At 41.1% G+C, this 8872-nt stretch carries 7 protein-coding genes; 4 read left to right on the plus strand and 3 right to left on the minus strand.

Annotated elements, in window-relative coordinates; translation table 11 throughout:
* The first annotated feature begins 288 nt into the window (after positions 1-288).
* Both Q0081_RS09930 and Q0081_RS09935 read left to right on the plus strand, forming a co-directional pair.
* A complete protein-coding gene (locus Q0081_RS09930) occupies positions 289-531 on the plus strand; it encodes a hypothetical protein (protein ID WP_298352185.1) in 243 nt (80 codons plus the stop codon).
* 11 nt (positions 532-542) lie between these two features.
* Positions 543-1379, plus strand: coding sequence for a DNA alkylation repair protein (locus Q0081_RS09935; protein ID WP_298352188.1), 837 nt, complete (start codon positions 543-545; stop codon positions 1377-1379).
* A gap of 70 nt (positions 1380-1449) precedes the next feature.
* Here the strand turns inward: Q0081_RS09935 and Q0081_RS09940 are convergent, their stop codons facing one another.
* Complete coding sequence (locus Q0081_RS09940; protein WP_298352191.1) at positions 1450-2187, minus strand: EcsC family protein; 738 nt, start codon at positions 2185-2187, stop codon at positions 1450-1452.
* A gap of 20 nt (positions 2188-2207) precedes the next feature.
* Positions 2208-3377, minus strand: a complete 1170-nt coding sequence (locus Q0081_RS09945) for an ATP-binding protein (protein WP_298352193.1) — start codon at positions 3375-3377, stop codon at positions 2208-2210.
* A 337-nt stretch (positions 3378-3714) separates the two neighbouring features.
* On the opposite strand from Q0081_RS09945, the gene Q0081_RS09950 reads away from it, so the two are divergent.
* The gene (locus tag Q0081_RS09950; protein WP_298352195.1) at positions 3715-6870 is read left to right on the plus strand and encodes a PVC-type heme-binding CxxCH protein; all 3156 of its coding nucleotides are present in this window, start codon (positions 3715-3717) and stop codon (positions 6868-6870) included.
* A 433-nt stretch (positions 6871-7303) separates the two neighbouring features.
* Positions 7304-7945: a restriction endonuclease gene (locus Q0081_RS09955; protein WP_298352196.1), complete on the plus strand. Its 642-nt coding sequence runs from the start codon at positions 7304-7306 to the stop codon at positions 7943-7945.
* 196 nt (positions 7946-8141) lie between these two features.
* On the opposite strand, the gene Q0081_RS09960 is transcribed toward Q0081_RS09955, so the two are convergent.
* Complete coding sequence (locus Q0081_RS09960) at positions 8142-8726, minus strand: Eco47II family restriction endonuclease (RefSeq protein ID WP_298352199.1); 585 nt, start codon at positions 8724-8726, stop codon at positions 8142-8144.
* Positions 8727-8872 lie beyond the last annotated feature (146 nt).

Below are 8872 nucleotides of genomic sequence, written 5' to 3' on the forward strand. Positions count from 1 at the left end.
TAGTTCTTGAAAGTGCTTGGACTACGGCCCAGTATGGAAATACTGCGCTCAAAACGGTGGATTAATTCCTGAAAGCCGGGCACTTCTCGGCCCGCACGATTGATAAGCTTGTTCTCATGTAGCTCATCAGAATTCTTTTTTTGTCATGATAAAGTTTAAGTTTAAATTGGCCTTAAAATTAAGCCTTTTGAAGAAATATAGCTACCGAAGGTTTTGTTCAACATAGGGTTGTCAGTGGAAGGGCTTTCCTTTGAACTGAAATAGATTTCCATTCCAAAATAATTTTCTATGAGCGCCTTAAAACACATTTACTCTCCTGCCTTTTATAACCGATTTTCGGAGGTTCTTGCCGCGGTCCTTCCGTCCTTTGATAAACAGCGCTTCATGGCTCAGATTTTTACGGCTGAATTTGAGCAAATGGAATTGAAAGAACGCATGAGGCATACGACGCAGGTGTTGCACCATTTTCTTCCTGCGGATTTTAGCGAAGCCGTTCCGCTGATAGAAAAGATGATTGACGGGGAAATGTAGGCGAAGACTCTTTGGGATTTATATTTTTCCCGGATTACATCGAAGTGTATGGATTGGATGATTTTGATACCTCCGTGAAAGCCATTGAATTTATTACCCAATTCATCACCTGTGAATTTGCAGTTCGGCCTTTCCTCCTGAAATATGGCAATACAATGATGGAGCAGATGCAGGCTTGGTCGCTGCACAAAAATCATAAAGTGCGACGATTGGCGAGCGAAGGCAGCCGCCCGCGTTTGCCTTGGGCGATGGCTATCCCTGCGCTGAAAAAGAATCCAACCCCTGTTTTGCCCATTTTGGAAAACTTAAAAAATGACCCTTCGGAATCGGTGCGGCGGAGTGTGGCCAACAATTTAAACGATATTTCCAAAGACCATTCCGACGTAGTAGTACAAATTGCCAATGCGTGGAAAGGCCAAAACAAAGAAACGGATGCCATTGTCAGGCACGGTTGCCGTACGCTGTTGAAACAGGGACATTCCGAAGTGTTGACGTTGTATAGTTTGGTCAGCGAGCGTATTCATCTCTCTGACTTTGCCCTTTTGACCCCGACCCTGAAAATCGGCGAAAGCCTGGAGTTTTCTTTTTTGATTCTCAACGCCAATGCTGGCCACCAAAAAGTCAGGTTAGAATACGCTGTTTATTACAAAAGACAGAATGGGCAGTTGTCAAAAAAAGTATTCAAGATAAGTGAAAGAGAATATGCGCCAGATGAACAGGTAAAAATTCTCCGAAAACAACGATTTGTACTGATTACGACTCGAAAATTCTACGCCGGTACACAGCAGTTATCCATTATTATCAACGGAGAAGAAAAGGAAGTTGTCCCTTTTGAGTTGATGATTTGACAAGTGTTTTGTCTTAGTATTTAATGCTGAATGGCTATTTGAAGGATAAATACTGAAAAGCCAGACTGAGTTATCCCTGAATCGATTTCTGTTCCTCGACCCACCGCATTCGATAGGCATTCATGGCTGTTTTGCCCAATTTATTGATTAAACGATAGTTGACCACTACGCCCACGGCGGCACCGATGCCCGGGATGAGTTGGGCCATTTTAGCCAAATCAATGTAATCGCGGTATTCCTGTTGGAACGTACGCCAATCAAAAGCGTGGATGTCTTCGGGGAGTTGTTTGCTCTTTTCGTCCCAGTTGACCATTTGTAAATACACTTCCTTGCGGCGTTCCTGACTGGAAAAAGCCAATTGGAAAATGTGCAGAATATAAAGACGTTCGCGGTAGTCGTCGATAGGGTAGCCGTATTGCGCGGCAATGTCAAAAAGTAATTTGAGTTTAATGCTCAGCAAAAGCGGAAAATCGGCAAGGGCCAGCAAAAAACCGCCCGCACCCGCCACACCTCCTTCGGCAGCGCCGGCGGTTTTGTAAAAATTGATACGAGTCTGAACGGCATGTTCCCGCTCCTCCAATGATTCGCCCGGAATGGATTGGGGCGTAATAAACTCGGCACCGAACAAAACTCCCCGCGTCATTTGTTTAATGGTGGTCGTGATCACATCGTGGATTTTTTCAGGAATGAGGTTATTGATCCAGGTTTGGGCTGCTTTTGACAGTCGATTGACCGCTGATGGCTTTTTGAGCATTTGGCGTTGCCAAAGCCGCAATTCCTTCTTTGCAATTTCTTCGTAAGATGACATGGATAAATGAGTTGGTGTGATTACAATTCGGGTAAATAATCCTGTAAAAAAGTGACTAATGAACAAACCGTTGCTCCTTTGTGAGGATAACTGTCAGAGCCGGGTGTAATTACAAAGTTTTTCGTGGTTTGTAAATCTTCAATTCCGATAAAAAAGCCTTTGGACACACTTGGAGCATTGCTGAATTTGATCTCAATACAACTAATCGGTTGGTTTCCTTTGACCAAAACGACGTCAATCTCTGTTCCGGTATGAGTTCGATAATAATAGATATCTATTTCCCGGGGTTTATGATATAGAATCTGCTCCATGACGTATCCTTCCCAAGAAGCTCCGATGACGGGGTTCCCAAGCAATTCTTCATAGCTTTTAATAGCAGTTAAAAAATGAACTATCCCGCTGTCTTTTACATAAATTTTAGGAGATTTTACCAAGCGTTTGCCAATATTGGTATACCACGGACTTATTTTATAGACTAAAAAAGCACCCACCATAAAATCAACGTAACGGTTAACTGCCGGAGATGAAATTCCCAAAGAACGAGACAGCTCTTCAGCATTGAATAGCTGTCCGTGATAATGAGCCAGCATTTGCCAAAGCCGTTTAGCCAGTACAGGATTGAAACTGTACCCAAAAAGTAAATTGAGATCACGTTCCACGTAAGAACGAACAAAGCTTTCCACCCAATCCTGATAGTTGGAGTCACTTTCGGCCAAAAAAGCGCCTGGAAACCCACCTCGAAACCAATGCCTTTGTTGGCTAAAGTCAGGAAAAATCTCTAATAACCGGAAAGGATTCAAATCTAAATAACTGATTCTTCCTGCCAACGATTCTGAAACACCTTTGACCAAATGCGGTGAGGCGGAACCTAACAGTAAGAATCGACCATTGACCCGATGTTTATCAATAACACTTCTTAGCCGGGTGAAAAGAATTGGATACGCCTGAATCTCATCAATGATTACCAATTTTTCTTTATGAAAATCAAAATAGCTTTCAGGGTCATCGCTGATTTTGGCTAAATCCTGTCCGCTTTCCAAATCTAAATAGACAAAAGGCTTCTCCAACATTTCTGCGGCCTGTAGTGCCAACGTAGTTTTTCCTACCTGTCTGGCTCCTAAAATAGCTACACTGGGAGAAATACTCAGTTTCTTAATTAATGTATCAATATCAGCTCTTTGGATTCTCATTTTGGAAAATTACTGTGTAACCTTGAAAAATCAAAGTATAACTTTAAATTTTCAAGGTTAATTGATAGTTTACCCTGAAAAATAAAAGTGTAACTTTAGTTTTTCAGGGTAAATGCCTTTGAATTCATTATCTTTTGTCATTAAAATAGGGAGTAGTTGGAGGAAAATACCAACTACGGCATCATTGCGGTATTAGCCTTTTGAAAGAGTGGTCAAAAACTCCCCAATCCAAGTATTATAAATAACGCCGGTTATGCTTTTAGTAGTTTATCAGTATAAAGTACCAACCACCGCGTTTATCCATTAGATACCATCTATCTTTAAAAACTTCTAAACCATGAGAGTACACATCAAAGGATTGCTTATTGTCATTGGAATGGGGCTGATTGCCTTCAGTGCCTTTCAATCAAGTCCGCCCGAAATTCTGAAAATTGCGAGAGGAACTCATATTTCTATGATTGGGGGAAATTTGGGTTCAAGAATGATGAATTATGGTCATTTTGAGACTGAAATGAACGTCCGTTACCCCGAAAATTCACTTTTTATCCGTAACATGTGCGACGGCGGCGATACGCCGGGTTTCCGTCCCCACGCCAGCCGTAACCTCCCTTGGGCGTTTCCGGGAGCCGAAAAATTCCAAACCGAATACGCCAATTATTCCAACAGCGAAGGCCATTTTGACTCGCCCGACCAATGGCTTAACCGTTTGAAAACGGATATAATCGTTGCCTTTTTTGGCTACAGTGAGTCGTTTCAGGGACCGGCAGGATTGGCCAATTACAAAGCGGAATTGGATGCGTTTATTAAATATACCCAAAATCAAAAATACAATGGAACGTCAGCGCCTCAATTGGCCATTGTTTCTCCCATCGCCTTTGAGGATTTGACGTCCAAATATGATTTGCCCAACGGTGTAAAGGAAAATGCAAACCTATTGCTGTACACCAAAGCGATGAAGGAGGTGGCAGCGCAAAACAATGTGTTGTTTGTCGATGCTTTTACCCCTTCTCAAAAATGGTACGCCGACAGTCAGGAATTTTTGACCATCGACGGTTCGCAATTGAACGAGGAAGGCTATAAAAAATTGAGTGTTCTATTAGCCGATCAATTGTTTGGAAAAACGGCTCCTAAAGCCGAAGCCAATCGCAAATTGGTGCGCGAAGCAGTTTTGGAGAAAAACTGGATGTGGCACAATGATTACAAAATTCCTAATGGCGTTCACGTGTACGGTCGTCGTTACAATCCGTTTGGTTCGGAAAACTATCCAGCCGAAATTCAGAAAATTCGGGAAATGACGGATATTCGCGATAAGGCTATTTGGTTGGCGGCTTCTAAAGGAGAAAAGACAGACTTGGCCGCCGCAGATAAAAACACGACCCCGCTGCCCCCCGTCAAAACTAACTTTAATCCGGAGAAAAACGGTAGCTTGGAATATCTCTACGGGCAAGATGCGCTAAAAAAACTGAAAGTACCAGCGGGCTATAAAATTGAGCTTTTTGCCTCCGAAGCAGAGTTTACGGATTTGGCAAATCCCGTTCAAATGTCATTTGATAATAAAGGAAGACTTTGGGTTGCCACCATGCCAAGCTATCCGCACTACAAGCCGGGGGACTCCAAACCCAATGACAAAATCCTGATTTTGGAAGATACTAACAACGACGGCAAAGCCGATAAACAGACGGTGTTTGTGGATGGATTGCACCTGCCTTTGGGTTTTGAGATTGCGCCCGAAGGAGTGTATGTTTCACAAGGCACTAACTTAAAATTATTCACCGATACTAATGGCGATGACAAAGCTGACAAAGTGGAAATTTTGTTAAGTGGTTTTGACGACCACGATACCCACCACAACAGCAGCGCATTTTGCGCCGACCCATCGGGAGCGATTTATACGGGCGAAGGTGTGTTTTTGCATACCAATGTGGAAACGGCTTACGGCACAGTGCGAGCCACCAATGGTGGATTTTATCGCTATTCTCCGCAATTGCACAAACTCGAACGTACCGCTCAATTGGCCATTCCTAATCCTTGGGGCATTGCCTTTGACGATTGGGGACAGCCTTTCTTTGCCGAAACCTCCAGCCCAGATGTGCGTTGGATGTTGCCGGGAAGTGTTTTGCCGCGCTACGGACAATCAACGCATAAGTCATTCCAGTTGATTGAAAAAGATCACATGGTTCGTCCAACGTCGGGACTTGAGTTTTTGTGGAGCCGCCATTTCCCTGACGAAGTACAGGGCGATATGCTTATCAACAATACAATCGGATTTTTGGGAACAAAACAACATCAGGTATGGGACGATGGCACAGGCTATAAAACCAAACATCGTCAGGATTTGGTCGTGAGTGAAGACCGCAACTTCCGCCCCGTTGACATGGAAATTGCACCCGATGGTTCGTTGTACATCATTGACTGGCACAATATTCTGATTGGTCACATGCAGCACAATGCCCGCGACCCTTTGCGCGACCACGTACACGGACGGGTATATCGCGTTACGTATCCTTCGCGGCCCTTGGTAACTCCGGCCAAAATAGACGGGGCAAGCATTGAAGTGCTTTTGGATAATTTAAAATTGCCCGAGTACCGCAGCCGTTATCGTACTCGCCGTGAATTGCGCGGAAGAAATACCGCCGAAGTATTGCCGAAAATTACCAAATGGGCGGCAGGCTTGGATAAAACGGATTCTCGCTACGAGCATCATTTGCTGGAAGCTTTGTGGGTAAGTTGGGGATTGGACAAAGTAGATCAAAAACTGTTGCGTCAATTGCTCAAAGCCAAAGATTATCGCGTCAGAGCGGCAGCGGTTCAGGTGGTGCGTTATACCGGTCATCAAGTAGCCGACCAAGCGGCGTTGTTGATGCAGGCGGTGAAAGATGAAAATCCAAGAGTACGTTTGGTCGCTATTGTGGCAACCTCGTGGATTGGAAAAGAGAAAGGACTGCCTATTTTGGCCGAAGCCAAAAAGAAACCGCTGGACGAATGGATGATTTATGCGCACGAAACGGCGGTAGCGCACCTGAAAGGTGAGAATGTGATGAAGAAAAAAGAAGCGGCAGTCGTTTCAACCTTGAAAGGGGCCGAATTGGAGGCATTTAAATTGGGAAAAACCATTTACGGAAAAGAAGGCTATTGCATTACCTGTCACCAATCTGATGGAAAAGGTCTTTCGGCTTCGGGCTTCCCGCCACTTTCCGACCAATGGGTGCAGGGAAGTGAAGAGCGTTTAATTAAAATCGTACTGAAAGGGCTGTTAGGTCCCGTAGAAGTAAGCGGTAAACAATATCCGGGACAGGTTCCGATGACACCTTTTGCCGGCCTACTCAACGACAAAGAAGTGGCCGCCGTGTTGACTTACGTCAGAAATTCATTCGGCAACAAAGCATCGGCCATTACGCCTGAAAAAGTGAAAGAAGTACGGGCCGCTACCGCAAGCCAAAGTGATATTTACACTTCGGGAAAATTGTTGAAAGAGCATCCGTTGGAGAAATAAAGCGAAGTTTTGTGGAGGTAGATAACAGACCTGCCTCCACAAATTTATTCAGTATTCGAACTATGCGAGCCGTTGGGCTCGTTTTTTATTGATTGGAAATTTTTTGCTCCTTTTGACAATACTTTGGGAGAATTTTTGAATTTTTTACTATGGGTTTGGTATTTTGAATTTTGGCCAATAGTTTTATAGTTTTTTGGGATATTCAAGAATCGATTTCTAAAAAACTAATACTTACAGAAGCATTTGACACTTTGAGTTAATTTAAATGAAAAAACTGCCGGCAAGAAATGAGCTAATGCTACCAACTATTCAAGCTATCACAGAACTTGGTGGTTCAGCAAATACAGAAGAGATTTATGAGAAAATTGTAGAAAATCTATAATTAAGTGATTCATTACTGGAAGTAATAAATGGTAAAACTGGCCAGTCAGAGTTGCAATATAATTTGTCATGGGTTAGAACAATTCTTAAAAACCAAGGTGTTCTTTCAAAAGTTGGAAGAGGAATTTGGGTTCTTGCTGAGAATAAACCAGTTGATATTATTAAAAAAAAGGAGCCTAAAATAGAAAAAATACAGGAAAAAGAAGCGGAAGAAGAGGTATCAGAAGCTGAAAATTGGAAGAAAGCCGCGATTGAAGTTATAACTGAAAAAATGTCACCAAGTGCTTTTGAAAGGTTGATTCAAAGAATTTTACGCGAAAAAGGATTTTCTCAGGTTGAAGTTACAGGTAAAACAGGGGACGGTGGTATAGATGGAAAAGGTATTGCAAGAATTAATGGTATTTTAAGCTTTCACATTATATTTCAGTGTAAACGATATAAAGGAAAAGTTTCTGCTGGAGCTATACGAGATTTTAGAGGTGCTATGGTAGGTAGAACAGATAAAGGTTTATTTATAACTACTGGTACTTTTACAAGAGATGCTATAAGAGAGGCTAACAGGGACGGTGCTCCAACAATAGATTTAATGGATGGAGAAAAAATTGCCGAGAAATTAAAAGAATTAAACTTAGGCATTGATGTAGAATTGAGGGAGCATATTACAATAAATAAAAAATGGTTTGAGAGTTTTTGATAAAATACTAATCTCGATTTTCAGTGGAAATTTTTGATTTATAAAATGCTGATATTCAGTTAATTAATTAATTAAATGCTTGATTTTAGAATTAAATTAGCATAACAGTACAAATTGCCAACCCCCAAATAGTAGTTAGAATTTTTTAAAAAAATTAAAATAGCTTTTGGAAATTTTAACCCTGATTTTATTTCATCTATAGCATAGCTTTTACTTTAATATCATTTTCATCAATTGAACTCAAGAAGTCTTTTATAACAATTGGTAAAGATTTATATAATTGAAAATAAGCATCGTTTTGTTTAGAAAGTAAAGCGTAGAATTGATCTATAGAAATTTTATAAATTTGTTTGTGACTATATTTTCCATCACCTACTTCAATACTCCACTTTTCACAAAAACTATCTTCTGCCAATATCTCTACTAAATACAATTTAGCTTTTTTATAAAACTTAGCATAATGGGCTAATCTATTGAATATTGCTTCTTCATAGTGTTTATCTATGTTGTAGTAATGGATATCTGCAAATAAAGTATCATCAACAGCTTTAATATCAAAACCGCTTAGATTGCCAACTTCAAAGCCTTTGATTCCTCCTAAAACCTGTTCATGAAAAGTGCCAATGGAATTGTTGATGGATTTGTCAATTTGACGTAATATTGCAGATTGAATTAGAGCTTCCTCGTCTATATCGTTAAATTTTGCGTCAAAAGTTAATTTAATTGTATCTACTTTGTTACTATAAAAATTCTTTTTAGTGATATTTTTTGGGTACTGGATTAGTGAGTTATGTTAAGTATCTTTGTTAAATGGACATAGATTTTGAAAAATATAAAGGCTTACACTACTGTGACAATGCAAATTGTAAGTTTTACGAAAAAATAGGCACAGTCAACATATGCACCTTAAGTAAATCCCATAATCAA

It is taken from the genome of Runella sp., assembly GCF_027484545.1.
Lineage (GTDB): Bacteria > Bacteroidota > Bacteroidia > Cytophagales > Spirosomataceae > Runella.